Genomic DNA, 23,320 nt, shown 5'->3' with positions numbered 1-23,320 from the left:
TATAGTTAGATTTGACATCTATTTAAAATCATTTGAAGCTTATTATTTATGATTTCAGAACAAAAAAAATTAGGCGCTATTTATTGCAATAATAAGGCTTGGGAAGCATTCAATGAAAAGCTAACAAGTATCAATCCTTCCAAAGTTTTTGTTATAATAGATGAGAACACAAAACAGTTTTGTTTACCTATTTTAAATTCAAAATTGAATAAAAATATTCGCCTTAAAATACTTGAAATTAATGCGGGTGAAGTCCATAAAAATATCAACACTTGTGTTTCTCTTTGGAATCAATTAAGTGATCTAGGAGCGGATCGAAATAGCATTATTTTAAATCTGGGTGGAGGTGTAATTACTGATTTAGGTGGTTTTGTTGCTTCTACTTTTAAAAGAGGCTTAAAGTTTATAAACATTCCCACCACACTACTTGCTATGGTTGATGCTTCTGTGGGAGGTAAAAATGGGATTGATCTTGGTGTGATTAAAAATCAGATAGGAGTTATTAATTTACCTGAAATGGTTCTTGTAGATACTCTATTTTTAAATACGTTACCAAAGGAACAAATTACTTCTGGTTATGCTGAAATGCTAAAACACGGACTTATTCATTCTGAAAAATATTGGAACCAAGTAAAGGTTTTTGAGGTAGCAAATACGGATTCAACAGAAACATTAATTTGGGATTCTATTCAAATTAAAAATGAAATTGTTTTAAAAGATCCTTATGAGAAAAATATTAGAAAGACCTTAAATTTCGGACATACTCTAGGCCATGCAATTGAATCGTATTGTTTAGATAATAAAGACAAAGAAAATTTATTACATGGAGAAGCAATTGCCATAGGAATGGTATTAGTAGCATACATTTCTCAGAAAATGATTTCCCTTTCTGAAAAAGAAACTTCAGAAATTTCTAAAACAATGACTAATTTTTATACTAAAGTAGATTTTACTCCAAAGGATATTGATTCGATTATAGAATTATTAAAATACGATAAGAAGAATAGCAATGGTAAAGTATTGTTTGTTTTATTATCTGCTATTGGTTCCTGTAAAATTAATCAAGAAGTTCCTAATGATTTAATATTTGAAGCTTTTGAGTATTATAAGAATAGTTAAATTATAAATATCTCTCTTGTATAACTTCGGTATGATGTATTTCATGTCCACAAATTATAAAACCAGCTGCTCGGGCTGATAAGGCACTTCCACTAGCTTTTCCAATATTCTTTAAAACATCTTCCGATATACTTTCAAATAATGCAATTGTTGCATTTCTAACTGCTTTATATTCCTCAATTAAGTTAGCGATCGTTCTAGTGTTTGCATTAGAGTTTTTAGCAAAAGCATTTTCATCAAAACCAGAAAGATTAGCATCTTTTGATCGCACAAAAAATAATGCTCGTATTGAAAAAACACGATCCACATCAATTAAATGAAGCAATAAGTCCTTAGGAGTCCATTTCCCTTCAGCATAAGCATATTCTAATTTAGAATTAGGAATAGATTCAAAAAACTGAATAGTATCATCCCTGCCTTCCTTTAAGGCATCTAAAAGTGATTTTTCTCCAACCTTATCAATATAAATGCCATAATAAGGATCGAATTCTCCTGAAGTTAATTGATCTTTAATCATATTTATAATTTAATAAAAGATAAAAAAAAGCCCTTTAGAAAAACTAAAGGGCTTTCATACATCTAAATATATTTTAAATTTCCTTGAAAATAGAATGCATTAACCTTTTCTTATCGTTAATACTCTCTTCTAATGAAATCATAGTTTCGGTTCTAGTAACCCCTTCTATATCATCTATTAGGTATATTATATTTTTAGCTTGACTTGTATCTTTTGCTCTAATCTTACAGAATAAATTAAATTTCCCTGTAGTTACATGTGCCACAGTAACAAATGGTATTTCATTGATTCGCTCTAACACAAAATGAGTTTGAGAGGTCTTATTTAAAAATATTCCCACATATGCTATAAATGAATACCCTAACTTCATATAATCAATAGTTAAGGACGAACCCACTATTAAATTCGCTTCTTCCATTTTACGTACTCTTACATGCACGGTTCCTGCAGATATCTGTAATTTCTTAGCAATATCAGTAAAAGGAATTCTGGTATTATCAATAAGCATGTCCAGAATTTTATGATCTGTTTCGTCTAATTTAAATTTTGCCATTATATTTTAATTATAATGCAAAATTACTAAGTAATTCTTAATTAAAAAACATAAATGTTATTAATTTTTCATCAATACTTATATTTTTCTATTAATATTATTTACAATCTCGTTTATTCACTTCTTTTTTTGCGAATTCAATAAGAATTGACTTGCGGCTGGATCTGGCTCATAATGTCCATATATATCGTCTATATCATCAACAGTCTCAACCACAGGAATAAAATCAATAGCCCCATTTATTAAACGTTCCTCATACTGCATTACGACAGTCGCATGATTACTTGATTGATCTAATTTAACATCACGCAATATTAAATCCCTGTAATTAGTTTTATTTTTAGGGATTAAAAAATAATCTTCATAATCTATATCTTCTTTGTCATTTGGTATCATATCAAATAGAGATAAAAAGGAATAAAATATAAACTTACGGGTAGTTTCTCTTTTGTAGTCGGTTTTATAATGCCCAGCTTCAAACAAAATAGTGGGTACTTCGTTTTTTTGAAAAGAATCTCCAACACAGTTTTCATTATAAGTATCATCATATCTCCCTACTTGTCCAGGTATATATTGTTGCAGGATTTTATTAATTTTTACTATCTGCTTCATAGATTCAATTCTTGAATTATTAACAGATCTATTTTTATCTGCTGCAGGAGATAAAAAAGATACCGTCGCCGGCAATCCGTTATCTAAACCATATATAGTGCGTTGATCATGTAAGTTAAGACATAAATGTGGCTGAAATTCATTAAACACGTTACGTAAAACAACACTCTCCTTCTGGGATAAATCAATTGCATCTCTATTTAAATCTATTCCATTTGCATTTTCACGCGTATAAGCGATTGCTCCATCAGGATTTAATATAGGAATAATCACTAGGGTGTTATTTTTAAGAAAGTGGCTTATTTCATCTTTAAATAACTCATTATTAGTTATAAACTTAAAGAAATCAAAGATTGCCTTCGTACAAGTGGTTTCATTACCATGCATTTGAGACCAAGCTAATATTTTATTAGAACCTTTTCCTAAAGTTATTTTTGGAATATCATTTCCTAACTCAGAAGTTCCAGCAGATGAAATTGAGAATATATCCTGATACTTTTCAAGTAAAGGTTTTATGTGTTTTAAGCTAATGTATCTCCCTTCTAATTGAGACTCAAAATTATGTTGATACCAAGTTTCTATTTTCATTTTATACGTATAGTTTTACAAAGGTAAACATATCATTGTTTACTCTTGTAAACAGACTTTAGCTGTTTATTTGTATACATGAGTAAACAGTAACATCACCAATGTGTTACTTAGAGCTTAATCAAATCAATTTAATTATAATTTATATTTATATTACACAATATTAGATAATTGAAATACTTTAAGTAAAGCTATAATTCACTATTAATACATCTTTTTATGATTATTATTCTTTATTAATTGATTATAGATTACATTTGTAACAGCAAACAATTAAAAAGACAGTTACAGTGGTAAACAGCCAAGATTTTAGTAAAAGATTGCAAATGATACTCGATTTTTATAGTTTATCTGCTACTTCTTTTTCCGAAAAAGTCGCTGTAAATAGGTCAACAATTTCTCACCTCCTATCGGGTCGAAATAAGCCTAGCTTAGAATTTGTAATGAAGATTCTTAGTAATTTTCCTGAAGTAGAATTGTATTGGCTTTTAAATGGAAAAGGTACTTTTCCATTACAGGTGAAATCTGAAAATTCTGAAAACCAAAATTTGATTAATGAAGAATTAAGTAATATTTCTATTCCATCAGTTAATTTAGAAGAAAAGGCTTCTGATTCAGAAATTGATAAAATTGTAATTTTTTATAAGGATGGTACTTTTAAAGCCTATAAAAATTATTAATTCATTAAATTTGCATAAAACTAAAACATGCGAATCATTCTAACTCTTTTTTCTGCACTATTACTTACTAGTTGCTACCAACCAGAAAGAAATTGCGAAAACTTTAAAAATGGCACTTTTGAATTTGAAGCATTGGTAGGAACTGAAGTACTTAAAACGACCTTTACACGAAATGATTCAATTGAGATAGACTATTTTAAAGGAAAGTCAGACACCTCTTCAGTACGTTGGATTAATGATTGCGAATATATAGTTAAGAAGATCAACCCTAAAAATATTTCTGAAAAAAACGCGATACACATGAAAATACTAACTACAGATGCTGATACATATATATTTGAATATAGTATCGTAGGTGAAGCAAATAAGCAAAGAGGAACTGCTAAAAAAATTAAATAGCTTGGGATACAACATTGTTTTAATAGAACCTGAGATACCTAATAACACTGGTAACATAGGACGTTTAAGTCTTGCAACTGGATCAAGCCTTCACTTAGTAAAACCTTTTGGGTTTGAAATTAACGATAGCCGTCTAAAGAGAGCTGGTCTTGATTATTGGCAACATCTTTCTGTATTCACTTACGAAAATATAGAAGAGTTTTATGCTAAAAATAAAGAAGCTGACATGGTATATTTTTCGAGTCATGGGAAAAAGGAATACACCCAAAATAAATTTAAGGACAATCAATTTTTAATCTTTGGAAAAGAGTCAGTAGGATTACCAAAAGAAATCATCACTAAAAACCCTGAAACTACGCACCACATCCCTATTCTAAGCACTCATGTAAGGAGTTTAAACTTAGCGAATGCTGTGAGTATAGTTGTTTATGAAGGCTTAAGGGCATTAAAAGTTTAATCCTTCTTGTTTTTTAAATAGCTGTTTTGTGCTTCTAACAGTTTTTCAATATTAGAAAGTAACTCAATGTTTTTAGGTGTTTCAATTTCTTTATCTTTTGGATCATCTGCTTTTCTTCGGAAACGGTTCATGAATTTTACAACCAAAAAGACGGTAAAAGTGATTATTGAAAAATCAATTAAAACTTCTATCAATTCGCCATAACCTATCGCTAATTCTGTAACACCTTCAGTAGCTTCTCTTAGTAAATACTTTTTTTCAGAAAGCGAAACACCATCTGAAATCAATGTTAAAGGAGGCATGATTACTTTCTTAACTAATACACCAACCACATTATTAAAAGCTACCCCTATAATAATACCAATTGCCATGTCTATCATATTCCCCTTAAGGGCAAAATCTTTGAACTCCTGATAGAATTTTCTCATAACTTTTTAATTAAAACAAAAGGGTTTGACCTTCATCATCAGAAATTGGGTCGTCTCCTTTTTCAGGTTTTGAAGGTGAATCATTATTAGATTCCTCTTCTGAAATGTTTGTTTCTTTTCCTGAAGGAATGGTTTCTTCATCTACTACATCTATTTCTTCAGCAAGAACCAAGTCAGGAACTTCGTAAGGAAGTGGGTCTAAAGCATTAATTTCAAGTATCTTGTCTTTTGTAAGTTGATTTCCTAGAGCTGAAACTCCTTTTATAGATATAAATTCTTCTAAATTTATTTCAATATTTTCTTGACGATCTTTTCCTCTTTTCTTAGCAAACAAAACCTCAAACATAGGTCGATAGTCCACAAAGACTTTTTCTAAATACGATTTTGGATGATCAGAAATAATCATTTCTTCACGATCTGGATTTTCGATGATAAATCTTTTTACATAAAATAGTTCTTTATCACCTTCCCAATAAATAGCAGAGACTGGTTTGTTAGGATCCCATTTTTCAAGCACAATCATATCATCATCAAAACGCAAAGTAATTTCTGGAATTACTGTTTTTATAATCCCTTTCTGATTGATAACCAAAAGTCTATCTTCACTCGTAAACTCACCTAAAAGTTCACCTCTATCATCTACATTTAAACGTTGTACCGTTTCATCAAACCAGATTTTACGAGGCTTTAAAGTGGAGAGTCCTTTTTCTTTTAATTCTATTCTTTTAACTGCATATTTTGTAACAATATTACCTCTGGAAGCTCTTCCTTTAACGAGCATGTCAGCAAAGTCTAAGTCGAATTTTAGTTTTTTAATACTACCTGATTGTCTCAATAAAATAGTGACTAATTCTGCTTCACCATTCAGATTTTCAGTAAAATATAGTGTTTTACTTCCTTTGGTTTCTTTCGTTAAATCATACTCTTTATCTCGAGTAATTGAAGTGACAGCAAATCTTTTCACATAAGTTGCACCTTTAGCCCCATCTTTATATATCATATTGTAGATGGTTCTTTTGTCTTTTTTCTTGAAAACAGCTACATGAATAATTCCTTTACCAATAAAGGTTTTCGAATCTACTTTTGTGACCATCATTTTCCCTTCCGCAGTAAACACAATAATATCATCGATATCACTACAATCTGTTACGTATTCGTCACGACGTAAACTTGTGCCAATAAATCCTTCCTCTCTATTTACATACAACTTAGTATTTCTAATAACAACCTTTGTTGCTTCAATATCGTCAAATATTCGAATCTCAGTTTTACGTTCTCTTCCTTTTCCATATTCTTTTTTGAGGCGTTTAAAGTAATCAATCGCATATTCAATAAGATTGGCTAAATGGTGTTTTACTTCCGCAATACGATCTTCTAAAGAGTCTATTTTTTGTTGGGCTTTATCGATGTCGAATTTTGAAATACGTTTAATTCTAATTTCTGTCAATCGAACTATATCTTCTTCAATTACAGGGCGCTTTAGATGTTTTATGTGAGGCTTTAACCCTTCATTAATAGCACTTATAACTCCTTCCCACGTTTCTTCTTCTTCAATCTCTCGGTAGATTCTATTTTCAATAAAAATACGTTCTAATGAAGCGAAATGCCATTGAGACTCTAGTTCATTTAATTGTATTTCTAACTCACTTCTTAATAGTTCCACAGTTCTATTTGTAGAACGTCGGAGCATTTCAGTTACCCCAACAAAGAGCGGTTTGTTATCTTCAATCACACAACCTAAGGGCGAAATTGGTGTTTCACATTTGGTAAATGCAAAAAGGGCATCTATAGTTTTATCTGGTGATATACCATTGGGCAAATGGATTAGTATTTCAACCTCAGCCGCAGTATTGTCTTCAATCTTTTTAATCTTAATTTTTCCTTTTTCATTTGCCTTTAAAATAGAATCGATTAAAGTTGAAGTAGTGGTTCCAAAAGGAACTTCAGTAATTATTAATAAGTTTTTACCTCCGTTATTAATTCTTGCACGAGTTCTTACTTTTCCTCCTCTTAAGCCATCATTGTAATTAGTAAAATCTGCGATTCCTCCGGTTGGAAAATCTGGAAATATTTGAAAACGTTTTCCTTGTAAATGCTTTACAGATGCATCAATAAGTTCAATAAAATTATGTGGCAATACTTTTGTGGAAAGTCCTACTGCTATTCCTTCTGCTCCTTGCGCTAACAACATAGGAAACATAACAGGAAGATTGATGGGCTCTTTTCTTCTTCCATCGTAAGAAGCTTGCCAAGGAGTAATTTTTGGATTAAATACAACATCCAAGGCAAATTTAGACAGTCGTGCTTCAATATAACGAGCTGCAGCTGCTCTATCGCCCGTTAAAACATTTCCCCAGTTACCCTGCGTATCTATTAAAATATCTTTTTGCCCAATTTGAACCATGGCATCAGCAATACTTGCATCACCGTGAGGGTGATACTGCATTGTGTGTCCAACTATATTAGCTACTTTATTATAACGCCCATCATCCAAATCCTTAAGTGATTGCATAATACGACGCTGAACAGGCTTAAAACCATCTTCAATTGCTGGAACAGCACGCTCAAGAATAACATACGAAGCATAGTCTAAAAACCATTCCTTGTACATTCCTGTAACTTTCGTAGTAGTTTCACCAGAATGATCCTCGCCATCCATTTGCATTTCTGGATCTGGATTCAATTCTTCTTCATTATGTTCAAGTTCCTCACTCATATATCATCTATGATATTTTTTAAAAATCTTCTATTCTATCTAATTCTACCTTCAAATTATTTATAATAAACTCTTGCCGAGTGGGTGTATTTTTACCCATATAAAAAGATAATAATTCTTCAATACTCATCGATTTATCAAGCATCACCGGCTCTAATCGAATATCATTCCCTATAAAGTGTTTAAATTCATCTGGAGAAATTTCTCCTAATCCTTTAAATCGGGTGATTTCAGGTTTGGGTTTTAATTTTTCTATAGCTGCTCTTCTTTCTTCTTCTGAATAACAGTAAATGGTTTCCTTTTTATTTCTAACTCTAAATAAGGGTGTTTCTAGAATAAAAATATGCCCTTCTTTTATTAATTCAGGAAAAAACTGAAGGAAAAAAGTTAATAACAATAATCTAATATGCATCCCATCTACATCTGCATCTGTTGCAATTACAATATTGTTGTAACGAAGATCTTCCAAACCTTCTTCAATATTTAAAGCAGCTTGGAGTAAATTAAATTCTTCGTTTTCATATACAATTTTCTTACTCATTGAATAACAATTCAATGGTTTCCCTCGAAGTGAAAAAACTGCTTGTGTATTTACATCTCTACTTTTAGTAATACTTCCACTTGCCGAATCCCCTTCCGTAATAAACAAAGTCGATTCAAGACGTCGCTCTTTCTTCATATCTCCTAAATGCACACGACAATCACGTAATTTTTTATTATGTAAATTGGATTTCTTAGCACGCTCTCTAGCTAGCTTTCGAATTCCTGTAAGATCTTTACGCTCTCTTTCAGCTTGCATGATCTTACGTTGCATTTTATCTGCTGTATCTTGATTTTTATGTAGGTAATTATCAAGTTGCGTTTTTATAAAATCATTGATATAACTTCGAACTGTAGGTAACTCTCCTCCCATGTCAGTAGAACCTAACTTGGTTTTTGTCTGACTTTCAAAAATGGGTTCCATTACCTTAATTGCAATTGCTGAAACAATAGATTTTCTAATATCACTAGCCTCGTAATTCTTTCCGTAAAACTCACGAATAGTTTTCACAATACTTTCACGAAAAGCCGCTTGATGCGTACCACCTTGGGTAGTATGTTGTCCATTTACAAATGAATGATATTCTTCGCTGTATTGTGTTTTACTGTGTGTTATTGCAATTTCAATATCAATTCCTTTAAGGTGAATGATAGGATAAATCATATCATCCTCACCAATATTTTCTTCAAGAAGGTCTTTTAAACCATTTTCTGAAAAATATTTTTCTCCATTAAAATCTATAGTTAAACCAGGATTTAAATACACATAATTTTTAAGCATGCGAATTACATACTCGTTTCTATATTTAAATTTCTTAAAAATAGATTCATCAGGGATAAAACTAACTTTAGTACCTTTTCGTTTAGAAGATTCTTCAATACTAGGATCGGCAGTTAATTCTCCTGTAGAAAATTCAGCATATTTTGACTTGTTATCTCTTATCGATTCAACTTTAAAATAACTAGATAAGGCATTCACCGCTTTTGTTCCTACTCCATTAAGTCCTACTGCTTTTTTAAAAGCACGGGAATCATACTTTCCACCCGTGTTCATTTTAGAAACAACATCGACTACTTTTCCTAAAGGAATTCCACGTCCATAATCACGAACTTTAACTTCTTTATCCTTAATTCTAATCTCAATAGTTTTACCTGCACCCATGACAAATTCATCTATACTGTTGTCTATCACCTCTTTAAGCAGAATGTAAATACCATCATCTGGAGAAGATCCGTCTCCTAATTTTCCAATATACATTCCTGGACGCATACGAATATGCTCTTTCCAGTCGAGAGAGCGGATATTATCTTCTGTATATTGATCTTGTTCTGCCATGAATATATTTGCTGTAGACGTGCTAATATAGGACTTCACAGTAGATTTTGAAACCTTAAAAATAGAAAGTAATTAACAATAAATAAGGTCCAATTGTTGAAAAATAATTTCAATTAATAATCATATTAATTGAATAGAATTACGGAAAAATTTATTCTAAGTGAATAATAATTAAACATTAAACCTAAAGTGCATCACATCGCCATCACTAACTACATATTCCTTACCCTCTACTGAAAGCTTACCTGCTTCTTTTACTTTTGCTTCACTTCCAAACTGAGCGTAATCTTCATATTTAATTACTTCGGCTCTAATAAATCCTTTTTCAAAATCGGTATGAATTACACCCGCAGCTTGTGGAGCAGTTGCCCCAATTGGAATGGTCCAAGCCCTTACTTCTTTTACTCCTGCTGTAAAGTACGTTTGAAGATTTAATAATTTATATGCGCTTCTAATTAGTTTTGCAGAACCTGGTTCATCTAAACCAAGATCTTCTAAAAACATTTGACGTTCTTCGTAATCATCTAATTCATTAATATCGGCCTCAGTACCTACAGCTAATACAAGAACTTCAGCATTTTCTGAAGCAACAGCTGCTTTAACCTTTTCAACAAATTCATTCCCAGATACTGCAGAACGATCATCTACATTGCAAACATACATTACTGGTTTATCAGTAATAAATTGCATAGGACCAACGAATTCTTCTCTTTCACTTGCAGTTAAATCGATTGCGCGAACAGAAATACTAGCTTCTAATCCTTCTTTAATTTTTATTAAAACTGCTTCTTCTTTTTGCGCTTCCTTGTTTCCAGTTCTTGAAGCTCTTTTTACTTTTTCAAGCTTTTTTTCTGCGGTCTCAAGATCTTTTAATTGCAGCTCTATATCAATTGTTTCTTTATCTCTTATTGGATCTATACTTCCATCTACATGAATAATATTTTCATCTTCAAAACATCTTAGCACATGTAAAATAGCATCAGTTTCTCTGATGTTCCCTAAAAATTGATTTCCTAAACCTTCTCCTTTACTTGCTCCTTTTACCAATCCAGCTATATCAACAATATCTACTGTACATGGAATTACACGTTCAGGATTTACTAATGATTCTAACTTCTCTAATCTTGGGTCTGGAACATTCACGACACCAATATTTGGCTCAATAGTACAAAAAGGAAAATTTGCACTTTGCGCTTTCGCATTTGATAAACAATTAAATAATGTTGACTTTCCAACATTAGGTAGCCCTACAATTCCTGCTTTCATGTGTCTTATTATTTTATTAAAACGGTCACATGCTGTTCGCTATTAGTCTTCCCACCTTGGGTGATAAATTTTTAAACATGCTCGTTTCATAACATCTAATTTTCAGTTGGCAAATATACATTTTCAATTAAATTAAACTATTATTAATCTCTTTGGATTTTATAAACTTAATATGTTCAAATATTTGTATAAATAAATTATTAGCGTTATTTTTAAAAGTATATAAATTAACCTATCATCTTATGAAAAAGCCAATTTTATTTTTTGCATTACTTATCACTTCTGTAATGACATTACAAGCACAGGATAAAAACGAAAAATTAAATAATACAATGGAGGTGGTTGTCGTTAAAACAGTTACAGTTAAAGGAATTGAAGAAGTAACAACTGAAACAACAATCGTTGAAAAAGAAAAACAAGTTATTGAAACAAATGACTCTGGCGTTGAAAATCAAAATGTAGTGTACTCTTCCAAAAAAGAAATAGAAGAAAAGGAAACTAAAAGCTCGACTGTTAATAAAGAAAATGAAGCAGCTATTGCAGCAATAAAGGAAAAGCAAAAAGCAGAAATTGAAGCTTCAAAAAAAGAACTATTAGCAAAATATGAAGTTGAAAAAATAGAAATAGATAAAAAAAGAGCTGAAGAACTTAAAAAAAGAAATTGGGTAAAAAAAGATAACTAATCGTTGTACAGAAATTATTTTTTATCTAATAATTCAGCTTCTGTTTCAACAATCTTTTCATCGAGCACATAACACACTACAAGATAAACCGCTATAAATTGAGGTTAATCATGAAGTCCTTTACATTAAATACATTTATGTCCACGTCAAAACTTAATGATATTCATGATGACAGTTCTATTGATATTGCCATTATTGGAGCGGGAATTTCTGGATTGTTTTGTGTGTGCAGATTAATTACTAATGAAGATTAGCCAAGTGAAAAAATGCTCTTTATGATGAGTAATTCAAAACTATTAAAAGTATAAGCAGCTTTTAATCGTTGTGCATAAAAGTTTGTTTACCAAGTAGTTCCTCTTCAGTTTCTACATGGGCATCATCTGGGATACAACAATCGACTGGACAAACAGCAGCACATTGAGGTTCATCATGAAACCCTTTACATTCTGTACATTTATCTGGTACTATATAGTATAAATCATCACTTATAGGTTCTTGAGTTTCATCTGAATCTACTTTCTTTCCATTAGGTAATACAAGCGCTCCTTTTAATTCTGTTCCATCTGAATAACGCCAATCATCTGCTCCTTCATAAATAGCCGTATTTGGGCATTCAGGTTCACAAGCTCCACAATTTATACATTCATCGGTAATAATAATTGCCATCGATAATTCTTTTTTTAACTTGCAACAAATTTAATAATTTCACCTGAATTACTCTATATGTTTTCGGATGAATATTTTTACAATTTAAACGAATCAATAACATAATGGATTTAAATAAAAGAATTAAAGCTTTTAGTACTCTTGGAATTTTTTTAAAACAATTCTCTTCGGAAGAAATTTTAAAAGATAAAACGGTTCCAAATAATGATTCTTTTTTTGAAGAAATGAAAGAACAATTACATAAATCGAGTTTGCATAACGGTTGGTTTTCAGATCGTAACCTACAATTTGCATGTTTAAGTTGGTCTGAAGCACTTTCTAAAGACAACCTACAAGCTTGGTTATCAAAGTATCAAATTAAAGAGGTGTCACCTAAAGTAGTTGCGTTAATCATGGCTGGAAATATCCCATTGGTAGGTTTTCATGATTTTCTTTCCGTTTTAGTAACTGGTAATAAAGTTCTTGTAAAACTTTCATCAAATGACAAAATTTTACTTCCTTTTCTCGCAAGTTATTTAATTTCAATTGAACCAGATTTTAAAAATAAAATTGAATTCACTTCAGAAAAATTAGAAAATTTTGAAGCTGTTATTGCAACAGGAAGTAATAATACTGCCCGTTATTTTGATTATTACTTTGGAAAATATCCAAATATTATACGAAAAAATAGGAATTCCGTTGCTGTTCTTACAGGTGAAGAAACTCCAGATCAAATGAAAGTATTATCAAATGATATTTTTAGGTACTATGGCTTAGGGTGTAGAAATGTTTCAAAAATATACCTTCCAGAAAACTATAATTTCGATCATTTTTTTAATGCTATGTTTCACTGGAAAGATGTTATCAATGAATCAAAATACATGAATAATTACGATTATAATAAAGCAGTGTATTTAATGAGCAATGTCAAACTATTAGACAATGAATTTATGTTATTAAAAGAAGATGAACAGTTCTCCTCACCTATTTCAGTTGTTTTCTATGAAACCTATACGAACATTGAACAGCTAACCGCTCAACTAAGCAATCAAAAAGAACAAATTCAATGTGTAGTTTCGGAAATTGGAAATGAAAATGAAGTTTCCTTCGGAAAAACACAAAACCCTCAATTATGGGATTATGCAGATGGTATTGATACTATTGATTTTTTGTTAAAACTTCAGCAATAATTTATCTTTTTTTTAATTCTAATTAATCATAGAATTAGCATCTTTGCATAAGAAATAAAACACTCATGAAAAAACACAATTTCAGTGCTGGACCTTGTATCTTACCACAATCAGTACTTCAAAAAGCATCAGCAGCTGTATTAAATTTTAATGATTTAAACCTTTCTTTAATTGAAGTCTCACATAGAAGTAAAGATTTTGTTGATGTAATGGAAAATGCTCGTTCTTTAGCTTTAGAACATTTAGGCTTACAAAATAAAGGATATAAAGCCTTATTTCTGCAAGGAGGTGCTAGTTTAGAATTTTTAATGGTTGCAAATAATTTACTTGAAAACAAAGCAGCTTATTTAAATACAGGCACCTGGGCTGACAAATCTTTAAAGGAAGCAAGAATGCTTGGAGAAGTAATTGAAGTGGCTTCATCTAAAGATCAAAACTTCAATTATATACCTAAAAATTATAGTGTTCCAAACGATGTTGATTATTTTCATTGTACAAGTAATAATACTATCTTTGGAACACAACTTAAAGAGTTTCCAAAAACCAATGTGAAATTAGTATGTGACATGAGTAGTGACATATTTTCTCGTCAAATGGATTTCTCTCAATTCGATTTGATTTATGCAGGAGCACAAAAAAATATGGGACCCGCTGGCACTACTTTAGTTGTTATAAAAGAGGACATTCTTGGAAAAGTTTCAAGACAAATCCCTTCTATGCTAGATTATAAAGTACATATCAGTAAAGATAGTATGTTTAATACCCCAGCTGTTTTTCCTGTGTATGTTTCAATGTTAACATTAGAATGGTTAAAAGATATTGGCGGTTTAGCAGCTATTGAAAAAATTAATAATGAAAAAGCTGCTTTATTATATAATGAAATAGACAGAAACCCTTTGTTTAAGGGGTTTGTTTCAAATAAAGAAGATCGCTCTAATATGAATGCTACCTTTAATCTTACCGATGATTCATTGAATGATCGTTTCAATTCACTTTGGACAGCTGCAGGAATCAACGGACTAAAAGGCCATAGAAGTGTTGGTGGTTATAGAGCATCGATGTATAATGCGTTACCCATAGAAAGTGTAGCCGTTTTAGTAGATGTAATGAAGGAACTAGAACTAGGGGCATAAAGTAATTAAAGTTTAACATTAAACACCCTTTAAAGGGCAATAGCATGAAAGTATTAGCAAACGACGGGATATCACAAACTGGTATAAATAATTTAGAAGAAGCTGGTTTTGAAGTAATCATAACTAAAGTAGCTCAAGAACAATTAATAAATTATATCAATGAAAACAAAATTGATGTAGTATTAGTAAGAAGCGCTACAAAAGTTAGAAAAGATATAATTGATGCTTGTTCAAGTATTAAAATTATAGGACGCGGAGGTGTTGGTATGGATAACATCGATGTAGAATATGCACGAGAAAAAGGAGTTCATGTTATAAACACTCCTGCTGCATCTTCTGCTTCTGTAGCAGAATTAGTTTTTGCACACTTATTTGGTGGCGTTCGATTTTTATATGATTCTAATAGAAATATGCCTTTAGAAGGTGATTCAAAATTTAAGGATTTAAAGAAAAATTATGCCGAAGGAAGAGAGTTACGTGGAAAAACGATAGGTATTATTGGTTTTGGTCGTATCGGTCAAGAAGTTGCCAAAATTGCACTTGGATGTGGCATGAGAGTAATTGCAAGTGATAAATATGTTGGAGAAGCTACTATTAAAGTTGAATTTTATAATGGACAATTTATCAATGTAGAAATAGAAACTGAACCTTTTGAAGATATATTGAAACATAGTGATTTCATAACCCTTCATGTTCCTGCACAAAAGGGATATATCATTGGTAAAAAACAAATTGCGTCTATGAAAGATGGTGCTGCTATTATTAATGCTGCGCGTGGAGGAGTTATAGATGAAGTTGCTTTAATTGAAGCTCTTGACAGTAAAAAACTTTCATTTGCGGCTTTAGACACCTTCGAAAGTGAACCAACTCCAGCAATTCAAGTCTTAATGAATGGGAAAACATCATTAACACCTCATATTGGTGCTGCTACAAAAGAAGCGCAAGATAGAATCGGAACAGAGTTAGCAGAACAAATTAAAAGCATTTTAAAAAGAGCTTAAGCATTCGTACATCAAAAGAAACCAGTTATTTAATTTATAGGTTTGTTTTGTGGATTTATTATGAAGTGACTTAGAAAAACAAAATTAGTTTACAATATATATAACAAAAAATTTCAATATTTTGAGATGGTTTATTTTTTGTTAAAAAAATAAGGTGTAAGTTAATATTTTAGTAATTTTATAAAAAAAATGAAGATTTTATTAACCCTTTTTGGATTAACACTAGCCTTTTATGGTTGTGAATCTGGGAAATCTACAATAGAAGGAGCTAATAACACTGAAAGTCAGACGATTAAAAATGACACCATTCATATAGCGAATGAAGAGTTAGAGTATGAAATTATTATTATTGAACCAGGATTTAATGCATGGTTGATGAGTCAACCGCCAAGAAATTTTAATGGAGTAATATACTTAGAAAGCAAGAATAGAAGATACGTCTATGAATACAATAGAAGGGTTCAAGATATAAAATATAACCGAAGATTATATACTCAAGAAATTGATTACGATTCAACGATACATTACGGATTAGAAGTAAATTATTTACTTTTTAATTATTTTAAATATTTTGAAAAACAATATAAACAAAATCTAAAGTGAATACATTTAAAAATCAATGGGATATAAAGTCTAACTGGCAATTAATTTTCCCTGTTCTAGGGCTTATTGGACTTATATATTCTTCGTATAAACTATCTAATTTATTTGTGAAAGATTCTATGCTTTTCAAAGTTATATCGACTTTAGTTCTTTCAATAGTTCTTTTAAAATTCACTTTATTTCTCTTCACTAAATTAGAAAAAAAATGGGAATTAGAATACCGTTGGGAAATGATACGTGTTTTTATAGTTTTTGCAATAACAGGCACCAGTAGTGTTTTTGTTGGAAAACCTATTATAAAACTATTAGGAATTACAAAAGACAACCTACATCCTTCGGTATATTGGGTTCTTTATATTTTAATAGGGTTTATTTTTTATCAAATTCTATTATTGTTAATAGGTTGGATATTTGGACAGTTTAATTTCTTTTGGAGTTTCGAAAAGAGAATGATGCGTAAAATGAAAATTGGGTTTTTATTAAAAGATGAAGAATAAGGTACTACATAACATACCAAATTTCTCTGCATTATTATTAATCATAATAATGCTTCTTCCTGCTGCTATTCAATTTATTCACATTTGTCTAGACTAAAATTCTGAAGGCATTTCAAATATGGGAAGAAATATAAGTTTTACACTTAAAACTTTTTTACTATTCATTTATTTCAACTTCAATAGTTTGAAGGATAGGTTCTTCTTCTTTTTTCCAAACAAAAGTATATAACCACATGAGTGTAAATGTTGGTATAAAATCTGTAAAAGGTAAAATCTCTTCTAAAAAAACAATGACAGAGGCTAATTTTCCTTCATTATCTTTATACATGTTACTCATTTTATTTGCAGCAATTGGTGCCCAAATTAAATCTAAAAATGGTCCAACAACCGGTATAAATAAAGAAGACATTCCTATTAGGTCATAAAGAATTCCTTTTTTTAAAAGTTTATATTTTGTTTTGTCCATAGTAATTATTACTAAAATAAATCAAAAAATGTACCACCTTTTAGGATAAGTTGCTGGCAATAAGTTTTAAAAACTCATTTCTAGTTTCTATTTTTTCAAATTGACCTCTAAATCCTGAAGTTGTTGTAGTACTATTTTGTTTTTGTACCCCTCGCATCATCATACACATATGTGAAGCTTCAATTACCACAGCAACTCCTAGCGGGTTTAAAGTAGTATTGATACATTCTAAAATGTCATGTGTTAATCGTTCCTGTACTTGCAATCGTCTAGCAAAAACATCTACCACTCTCGGTATTTTACTCAGCCCAACAATATGTCCATTAGGTATATATGCGATATGAGCTTTACCGAAAAAAGGCAGCATATGGTGCTCGCAAAGCGAGTATAACTCAATATCCTTAATGATCACCATATCATTATAATCTTCAGAAAACATTGCACTCTTTAATATTTCAGCAGGATCTTGAGAATTACCAGAAGTTAAAAACTGAATTGCTTTTGAAGCCCTTTCAGGTGTATTTAATATTCCTTCTCTACTTGTATCCTCACCGATACGTTCTAAAATACCTTTATAGTGTTCTTTTAAATCATCCGTTACTGGTTGATTATATTCTTCAAAAAAGCGATATGATCCCATTATTCTGTTTTAAGTTTATCTGCAAAAAAAGCATTTATTTTGTCAACTTTAGGTGTAATTACAAGTTGAAAGTATAGTTATTTTATATGAAAAAACTCCCTCAAACAAATATTACTTTTTCTATTATTATTATTATTTGAAAATTAAATATACATATTAACATATAACTATAAAGCATTTAACTTATAATTGGCAAAAATCCTATTTCACTAGTATAGTTTTGTTGTAGATGTGTAACATTTAATAAAATTAGTTGTCTTTAAAACATTATCAAACTTACACAATGAAATATACTTTCGTAATTCTTTCTTTACTTTTTATTAGTTTATCATATTCACAAGATAAAAAATCTCTTAACATAGTCAGGACTGATAAAGCACCAAAAATAGATGGAGTGTTAGATGATGATGCATGGCAGAATGTTGAAGTAGCTACAGACTTTATTCAATTTAGACCTGAAATGGGCGTTACGCTTAAACCACATCAAAAAACAATTGTTAAAATGACCTATGATGATGATGCAATTTATGTTGCAGCATATTTAATGGATAAACCTGAAGATATTCAAAAACAGTTAACTAGTCGAGATAATTTTGGAAATTCAGACTTTTTTGGTGTTATGCTTAACCCTAATAATGATGCTCAAAATGATACAGAATTTTTTGTATTTAGCACTGGAACTCAAGCAGATGCAATAGCAACGCCTAGTAATGGTGAAGATTTTGGTTGGAGTGCCGTTTGGGATAGTGCTGTAAAAATTGTTGATGATGGTTGGATTGTAGAACTGAAAATTCCTTATAGAGCATTACGCTTCTCTAATGATGAAGTACAAACCTGGGGAATACAATTTCACCGTAGGTTTAGATTAGATAATTCGCAATACACTTGGAATGCTATAGATAGAACGAAAGGAAATATTGGTCTCTATCATGGAGTCCTAAACGGTATAACTAATATTTCACCTCCAACTCGTTTAAACTTTTATCCTTTTGTTTCTGGTATTTTAAATGATTTTGGTGGTACTACTGAAAATGATTTAAAAGTTGGATTAGATCTTAAATATGGAATTACAGAAAATTTCACTTTAGATGCGACATTAATTCCTGATTTTAGTCAAACAGCTTTTGATAATGTCACCTTAAATCTTGGACCTTTTGAACAAACTTTTGGTGAACAAAGGCAATTTTTTAAAGAAGGGGTTGATCTATTTAATAAAGGTGATTTATTTTTTTCAAGACGTATTGGTAATGATCCTATAGGATTAAATGATGTATATGATGAACTTATTTCAACGGGTGATATTAATGAAGAAGTGTTAGAGAATCCAGAAGAAGTAAAAACTTTAAATGCAGTTAAAATCTCAGGACGTACTAAAAAAGGATTAGGAATTGGATTTTTAAATGCCATTACCGAAAAAACAAAAGCTAGAATTCGTACCACAGAATATATTCGTAATGAAAATACAGATGCTATTCTAGATTCAACGATCACATATAGAAGTAGAGTAACAGAACCTTTAGCCAATTATAACCTATTTATTATAGATCAACAGTTTAACGGGAACTCTTCCGTAAGCTTAATTAATACTAATGTTACTCGAAATGGTAGTTTTAGAGATTCAAATGTAACAGGTGTTTTAGCTGATATTTCAACTAAAAAAAATACGTTCAATGTACGTGGACAAATTAAAATGAGTAATGTAAATTTACCAGGTGAAGAAAATTTAAAAACTGGATATAGCACCTTTTTTATGATTAGAAAAATCAGTGGTAAATTTAGATATAGTTTTGACCATTCTTCCGCGAATACCGATTATGATATCAATGATCTAGGTTTAAACTTCAGAAACAATTTTAATAATTTCGGTATTGATGCGTCCTACCAAATTTTTGAGCCTACTGAGAAATTAAATAATTTCAGAATAAATACATGGTTGAATTACAGAATGCTATACAAACCAAGTAGTTATACTGGTGCAAATGCTGGGATAAATCTGAATGCCCAGACCAAAAAATTGATGTGGTTTGGTGGTAATATAAATTTTGAAATTGGCAAACAATACGATTATTTTGAACCGCGTGATTTTGATAATAAACGTTTTTTTATTTTTAAAAATATTGGAAACATTGAAGTTTGGTTTGAAACCAATAGCAATAAAACATTTTCTCTAGAAGGCTTTGTATATACTTTTCATGCATTTGACAAGGAAAGAGACTTATATGGTTATGGTTTTGGCTTAGAACCTACAATACGTTTCAGTGACAAATTTAGGGTAAGCTATAAATTTACATTGCGAAATACAATGGGAAGTCGAGGATATGTAAATAAAATTGATGAAAATATTATTTTTGGAGAGCGTGATATCTTTTCTTTAGAAAATAGCATCTCAGGTAACTATACATTTAATCCATCACATAGCTTATCTCTTTCTTTTAGGAATTTTTGGTCTACCGTAAATTACGACTCCAACTTATTTGTATTAGCAGAAAATGGATTTTTAAATACAAATGATGGGTATACAACTGACGATATCGATGATCCCAATGTAAACTTTAATACATGGAACTTAGATTTAAGTTACACCTGGCAAGTTGCTCCTGGAAGTTTTTTAACTGCATTGTATAGAAATAGCTTATTTAGTAGAGATTCAATGTCTGAAGAAACATACTTTGATAGCATAGGATCTTTATTTGATCAACCAATAAATCAAACATTTTCAGTAAGGCTTCAATATTTTTTAGATTATAATAACCTAAAAAAGGTATTTAAAAGTCGGAAATCAAAAATTATTTAATTTGTTTGATCTATCATAAAGTATTATTTTCATTGCCTGATAGTATACCTATGATAGAAGCTAAAAATATTCACAAATATTACGATTCATTACACGTTTTAAAAGGGGTTGATCTCTTTATAAAAAAAAGTGAAATAGTTTCTATAGTTGGAGCATCAGGAGCAGGAAAGACCACGCTTTTACAGATACTCGGAACTTTAGATACATTTGCAACTACTGATAACTCTTTATTGAATATTAACAACACAAATATATCGAGTCTTTCAAGAAATGAAATTGCAGCTTTCAGAAATAAAAACCTTGGCTTCATTTTTCAATTTCATCAATTATTACCTGAATTTAATGCTTTAGAGAATGTATGTATTCCAGCATTTATTCATAATACACCAAAAGAAAAAGCGATAAAAAGAGCTAAAGAATTACTTTCATTTTTAGGCCTTAGCCATCGAGAATTACATAAACCAAATGAACTTTCTGGAGGAGAACAACAACGAGTTGCTGTCGCTAGATCATTAATGAATAATCCATCCATTATTTTAGCAGATGAACCGAGTGGAAACTTAGATACTGAAAGTGCTGAAAATCTGCATAATTTATTCTTTAAATTAAGAGATGAATTTGGACAAACCTTTGTTATAGTTACCCATAATAATGATTTAGCAGATATGGCTGATCGCAAATTAGTGATGCAAGATGGCTTAATCGTGAATCATTAATCTATTATTTTATAGCATTTCTACATAGCTTCTCTATTTCTTCAAATGAAAAGATATCATTTTCATATAAATCAATCAATTGATCAGAAACTGTAGCATCAAAGAGAATAAGATCGTCTGTGTTCACAGTAACCTTTATACCATGATCAAATAATTTCCGAATGGGATGTTCAGCAATATTTTTCACAGTTCCAAGAGAGATATTACTTTGCGGGCAAACATTTAATTGAATATTATTTTCTAAAATTAAATTCATAGTATTTATTGAGTCTATAGCGTTTATACCATGTTGCAACTCATCTGGCTTCAATATATTAATTGCATACTCTATTGAATCGTGATTAGAAAATTCTCCAATATGAACTTTAGTTGTCAGATTATTTAATTTGGCTTCTTGATATAATTCAACAAAAACATCTAGATCTTTACCTACTTCTTGTCCATATAGATCGATGCCATTAAAAATTCCAGATTGAATGCATTTAGATCCATCTCTATAAACTTGATCTATATCTAAGTCTTTATTAACCCCTAAATCTGGACAAAATTCAATTTTTGAATGGTATTTATACTTCAAATCTTTTATAACTTCTAAAAGACGATCTAAAGATTGATCAAAGAATCGGATAAGGTTCATATCTACACTTGCCTCTAGATAAACAATATTGTCATCGATACTACTTTCTATAGCATTTTCCATGAAAAAGATAACATCATCACCAGTTAACATAGCTTTATTTAAATCATTATAAATAAAGTCAATCATCCCCCCTAAGCCATTATAAGTTTTAGGGAATTCAATATTATAATTTGAATACTTTTTTTGAAAATTTGTTATCGATCCCCCTAAATGCAAATGGTTATGCACGTCTCCTTTGGGTAATTTTGCTATTTTATCTTTAATTGATTTCATTTGCATAAATATAGTAATTTGGTAGATGTTTAAAAAACCTATTTCATCAATGATTTATCCGCTACAAGAAAATGAGCTCAAAGAGTTTTTAGATGAAAAAGTCTTACTTTATAATCAACCAAAATTTATTGAAACGGATCCCATACAGATACCTCATCTTTTTTCTAAAAAAGAAGATATAGAAGTTATCGGTTTTCTAACAGCTACAATTGCATGGGGAAACAGAAAAAGTATTATTAACAATGGTAAAAGGCTTGTAAACATTATGGGTAACTCACCCTATGATTTTGTAATGAATTATTCTGAAAAAGAATTTGATAAGATTTCAGGTTTTGTACATAGAACTTTTAATGCTTCAGATTTAGCGTACTTTTTAAAAGCATTAAAATATATTTATACTACGCATGGTGGCCTAGAGAACCTATTTAAACAGCATGAACAACCTTTTACATTACAACCTGCTATTCATCAATTTAAGCAATTATTTTTTAGTATCCCACACCCTCATAGAACACAAAAACATGTAAGTGATCCTTTAAAAAATTCAGCTGCAAAACGAATCAATATGTTTTTAAGATGGATGGTTAGAAATGATGCTACCGGAGTAGATTTTGGTATTTGGAACACATTATCGGCATCACAACTTTCTTGTCCTTTAGATGTTCATAGTGGAAATGTCGCTAGAAAATTAGGTCTTTTAAATAGAAAGCAAAACGACGGAAAGGCGCTGCTAGAGCTGGACACCTCTTTAAGAAATCTAGATCCTATAGACCCTGTAAAATACGATTTTGCCTTATTTGGATTAGGTGTTTTTGAAGAATTTTAATA

Annotated in this window: 24 protein-coding genes; 13 read left to right on the top strand and 11 right to left on the bottom strand. The window is 30.6% G+C overall.

Annotated features, from left to right (window positions below; genetic code table 11):
• Positions 1-48 precede the first annotated feature (48 nt).
• The gene (gene aroB, locus ABXT64_RS11900) at positions 49-1,119 is read left to right on the top strand and encodes a 3-dehydroquinate synthase (RefSeq protein WP_443633154.1); all 1,071 of its coding nucleotides are present in this window, start codon (positions 49-51) and stop codon (positions 1,117-1,119) included.
• A 1-nt stretch (position 1,120) separates the two neighbouring features.
• Here the strand turns inward: aroB and ABXT64_RS11895 are convergent, their stop codons facing one another.
• From ABXT64_RS11895 to ABXT64_RS11885, 3 genes are all read right to left on the bottom strand, one after another.
• Positions 1,121-1,636 (bottom strand): DinB family protein, encoded by a 516-nt coding sequence (locus ABXT64_RS11895; protein ID WP_443633153.1) that lies wholly within the window; start codon positions 1,634-1,636, stop codon positions 1,121-1,123.
• Between the two features lie 73 nt (positions 1,637-1,709).
• Positions 1,710-2,189, bottom strand: coding sequence for an Lrp/AsnC family transcriptional regulator (locus ABXT64_RS11890; protein ID WP_443633152.1), 480 nt, complete (start codon positions 2,187-2,189; stop codon positions 1,710-1,712).
• Positions 2,190-2,306: 117 nt separating this feature from the next.
• A complete protein-coding gene (locus ABXT64_RS11885) occupies positions 2,307-3,389 on the bottom strand; it encodes a M14 family zinc carboxypeptidase (RefSeq protein WP_443633151.1) in 1,083 nt (360 codons plus the stop codon).
• Between the two features lie 290 nt (positions 3,390-3,679).
• Here ABXT64_RS11885 and ABXT64_RS11880 point away from each other — a divergent pair, with 290 nt between their 5' ends.
• The 3 genes from ABXT64_RS11880 to ABXT64_RS11870 are packed head-to-tail and all read left to right on the top strand — an operon-like array spanning position 3,680 to position 4,925.
• Positions 3,680-4,069 (top strand): helix-turn-helix domain-containing protein, encoded by a 390-nt coding sequence (locus ABXT64_RS11880; RefSeq protein ID WP_443633150.1) that lies wholly within the window; start codon positions 3,680-3,682, stop codon positions 4,067-4,069.
• A 27-nt stretch (positions 4,070-4,096) separates the two neighbouring features.
• Positions 4,097-4,468, top strand: coding sequence for a DNA topoisomerase IV (locus ABXT64_RS11875; protein ID WP_443633149.1), 372 nt, complete (start codon positions 4,097-4,099; stop codon positions 4,466-4,468).
• A gap of 1 nt (position 4,469) precedes the next feature.
• Positions 4,470-4,925 carry a tRNA (cytidine(34)-2'-O)-methyltransferase gene (locus tag ABXT64_RS11870; RefSeq protein WP_443633148.1) on the top strand — a complete coding sequence of 152 codons (456 nt, stop codon included), beginning with the start codon at positions 4,470-4,472 and terminating at the stop codon, positions 4,923-4,925.
• On the opposite strand, the gene mscL is transcribed toward ABXT64_RS11870, so the two are convergent.
• From mscL to ychF, 4 genes are all read right to left on the bottom strand, one after another.
• Positions 4,922-5,353: a large conductance mechanosensitive channel protein MscL gene (gene mscL / locus ABXT64_RS11865; protein ID WP_443633147.1), complete on the bottom strand. Its 432-nt coding sequence runs from the start codon at positions 5,351-5,353 to the stop codon at positions 4,922-4,924. The two genes, ABXT64_RS11870 and mscL, sit on opposite strands and share 4 nt — an antisense overlap.
• Before the next feature lie 10 nt (positions 5,354-5,363).
• Positions 5,364-8,069 (bottom strand): DNA gyrase/topoisomerase IV subunit A, encoded by a 2,706-nt coding sequence (locus ABXT64_RS11860; protein WP_443633146.1) that lies wholly within the window; start codon positions 8,067-8,069, stop codon positions 5,364-5,366.
• Between the two features lie 19 nt (positions 8,070-8,088).
• On the bottom strand, positions 8,089-9,945 hold the full coding sequence (locus ABXT64_RS11855) for a DNA topoisomerase IV subunit B (RefSeq protein WP_443633145.1): 1,857 nt from the start codon (positions 9,943-9,945) through the stop codon (positions 8,089-8,091).
• A gap of 171 nt (positions 9,946-10,116) precedes the next feature.
• Positions 10,117-11,211, bottom strand: a complete 1,095-nt coding sequence (gene ychF / locus ABXT64_RS11850) for a redox-regulated ATPase YchF (RefSeq protein ID WP_443633144.1) — start codon at positions 11,209-11,211, stop codon at positions 10,117-10,119.
• Positions 11,212-11,453: 242 nt separating this feature from the next.
• On the opposite strand from ychF, the gene ABXT64_RS11845 reads away from it, so the two are divergent.
• Entirely contained in the window at positions 11,454-11,894 is a 441-nt protein-coding gene (locus tag ABXT64_RS11845) for a hypothetical protein (RefSeq protein ID WP_443633143.1), read from the top strand.
• A gap of 315 nt (positions 11,895-12,209) precedes the next feature.
• Here the strand turns inward: ABXT64_RS11845 and ABXT64_RS11840 are convergent, their stop codons facing one another.
• The gene (locus tag ABXT64_RS11840; protein ID WP_443633142.1) at positions 12,210-12,560 is read right to left on the bottom strand and encodes a 4Fe-4S dicluster domain-containing protein; all 351 of its coding nucleotides are present in this window, start codon (positions 12,558-12,560) and stop codon (positions 12,210-12,212) included.
• Positions 12,561-12,664: 104 nt separating this feature from the next.
• Between ABXT64_RS11840 and ABXT64_RS11835 the strand changes: the two genes are divergently transcribed.
• The 5 genes from ABXT64_RS11835 to ABXT64_RS11815 all read left to right on the top strand — a co-directional run bounded on the left by ABXT64_RS11835 (position 12,665) and on the right by ABXT64_RS11815 (position 16,963).
• Positions 12,665-13,729 (top strand): acyl-CoA reductase, encoded by a 1,065-nt coding sequence (locus ABXT64_RS11835; RefSeq protein ID WP_443633141.1) that lies wholly within the window; start codon positions 12,665-12,667, stop codon positions 13,727-13,729.
• Between the two features lie 65 nt (positions 13,730-13,794).
• Positions 13,795-14,862: a 3-phosphoserine/phosphohydroxythreonine transaminase gene (gene serC / locus ABXT64_RS11830; protein WP_443633140.1), complete on the top strand. Its 1,068-nt coding sequence runs from the start codon at positions 13,795-13,797 to the stop codon at positions 14,860-14,862.
• A 44-nt stretch (positions 14,863-14,906) separates the two neighbouring features.
• A complete protein-coding gene (locus tag ABXT64_RS11825; RefSeq protein WP_443633139.1) occupies positions 14,907-15,863 on the top strand; it encodes a D-2-hydroxyacid dehydrogenase in 957 nt (318 codons plus the stop codon).
• Positions 15,864-16,052: 189 nt separating this feature from the next.
• Entirely contained in the window at positions 16,053-16,466 is a 414-nt protein-coding gene (locus ABXT64_RS11820; RefSeq protein WP_443633138.1) for a DUF6146 family protein, read from the top strand.
• Positions 16,463-16,963: a DUF6787 family protein gene (locus tag ABXT64_RS11815; protein ID WP_443633137.1), complete on the top strand. Its 501-nt coding sequence runs from the start codon at positions 16,463-16,465 to the stop codon at positions 16,961-16,963. The genes ABXT64_RS11820 and ABXT64_RS11815 overlap by 4 nt, the downstream gene beginning before the upstream one ends.
• Before the next feature lie 157 nt (positions 16,964-17,120).
• On the opposite strand, the gene ABXT64_RS11810 is transcribed toward ABXT64_RS11815, so the two are convergent.
• Both ABXT64_RS11810 and folE read right to left on the bottom strand, forming a co-directional pair.
• Positions 17,121-17,429: a hypothetical protein gene (locus ABXT64_RS11810; RefSeq protein ID WP_443633136.1), complete on the bottom strand. Its 309-nt coding sequence runs from the start codon at positions 17,427-17,429 to the stop codon at positions 17,121-17,123.
• 40 nt (positions 17,430-17,469) lie between these two features.
• Complete coding sequence (gene folE, locus ABXT64_RS11805; protein WP_443633135.1) at positions 17,470-18,069, bottom strand: GTP cyclohydrolase I FolE; 600 nt, start codon at positions 18,067-18,069, stop codon at positions 17,470-17,472.
• Positions 18,070-18,352: 283 nt separating this feature from the next.
• On the opposite strand from folE, the gene ABXT64_RS11800 reads away from it, so the two are divergent.
• Positions 18,353-20,863: a DUF5916 domain-containing protein gene (locus ABXT64_RS11800; protein ID WP_443633134.1), complete on the top strand. Its 2,511-nt coding sequence runs from the start codon at positions 18,353-18,355 to the stop codon at positions 20,861-20,863.
• A 50-nt stretch (positions 20,864-20,913) separates the two neighbouring features.
• Positions 20,914-21,579: an ABC transporter ATP-binding protein gene (locus ABXT64_RS11795; RefSeq protein WP_443633133.1), complete on the top strand. Its 666-nt coding sequence runs from the start codon at positions 20,914-20,916 to the stop codon at positions 21,577-21,579.
• Positions 21,580-21,583: 4 nt separating this feature from the next.
• On the opposite strand, the gene ABXT64_RS11790 is transcribed toward ABXT64_RS11795, so the two are convergent.
• The gene (locus ABXT64_RS11790; protein ID WP_443633132.1) at positions 21,584-22,492 is read right to left on the bottom strand and encodes a hypothetical protein; all 909 of its coding nucleotides are present in this window, start codon (positions 22,490-22,492) and stop codon (positions 21,584-21,586) included.
• Between the two features lie 49 nt (positions 22,493-22,541).
• On the opposite strand from ABXT64_RS11790, the gene ABXT64_RS11785 reads away from it, so the two are divergent.
• Complete coding sequence (locus tag ABXT64_RS11785) at positions 22,542-23,318, top strand: TIGR02757 family protein (protein ID WP_443633131.1); 777 nt, start codon at positions 22,542-22,544, stop codon at positions 23,316-23,318.
• Positions 23,319-23,320 lie beyond the last annotated feature (2 nt).

It is taken from the genome of Candidatus Marifrigoribacter sp. Uisw_064 (genome assembly GCF_047730175.1).
GTDB lineage: Bacteria > Bacteroidota > Bacteroidia > Flavobacteriales > Flavobacteriaceae > Marifrigoribacter.
Note: the sequence above shows the minus strand (reverse complement) of the source record. Positions and strands in the feature narration are given on the sequence as shown.